The following is a 546-nucleotide window of genomic DNA, read 5'->3' as shown; positions in this document are numbered from 1 at the left end:
AAAATGAGGCCAAAGGCACAATCAGAATCAGCGCCCCTGTCAATTTTGGTAGTGATATTTTAGCGCCTCATTTCAATGCTTTTTTAAAACAATATCCAGATATCCATTTAGATTTGCGTCTGTCCAATCAGACCATTGATATTGACGCGCAAGCTATTGATATTGCTTTCCGTATTGGTGATCACAGTGCCGATCATTGGATTGGACGGCAGCTGACTAATATTCGCTTTATGATTTGTGCAGCCAGCGATATCGATGTCTCTGGTATCCAAGCGCCCAATGATTTAGCAGGCTACCCTACGGTATTGTGCACCCCTATGTCTACTTGGCATCTACAGCATCGTACAACGGGCGAGGTACAGACGCATCAGCCAACAAACAATATACGTCTAAAAGTTGATAATATTAGTTTACTAACGGGGGCTATTGCGGATGGTATCGGTCTGGGTTTCATCCCCGATTATGATGCACAGCCTTTGATTACATCAGGTGGTTTGCAACAAGTATTGCCTGATTGGAATAATCAACCTAGAGGCTGCCAGATGC

At 43.8% G+C, this 546-nt stretch carries 1 protein-coding gene; it reads left to right on the top strand.

Features of this window, described 5'->3' with window-relative positions; all coding sequences use genetic code 11:
- A partial coding sequence (locus tag ACS8FC_RS20240) for a substrate binding domain-containing protein (RefSeq protein WP_439298101.1) occupies nt 1-546 on the top strand: 546 nt, incomplete at both ends.

Source organism: Psychrobacter sp. 1Y4 (assembly GCF_051847555.1).
Note: the sequence above shows the minus strand (reverse complement) of the source record. Positions and strands in the feature narration are given on the sequence as shown.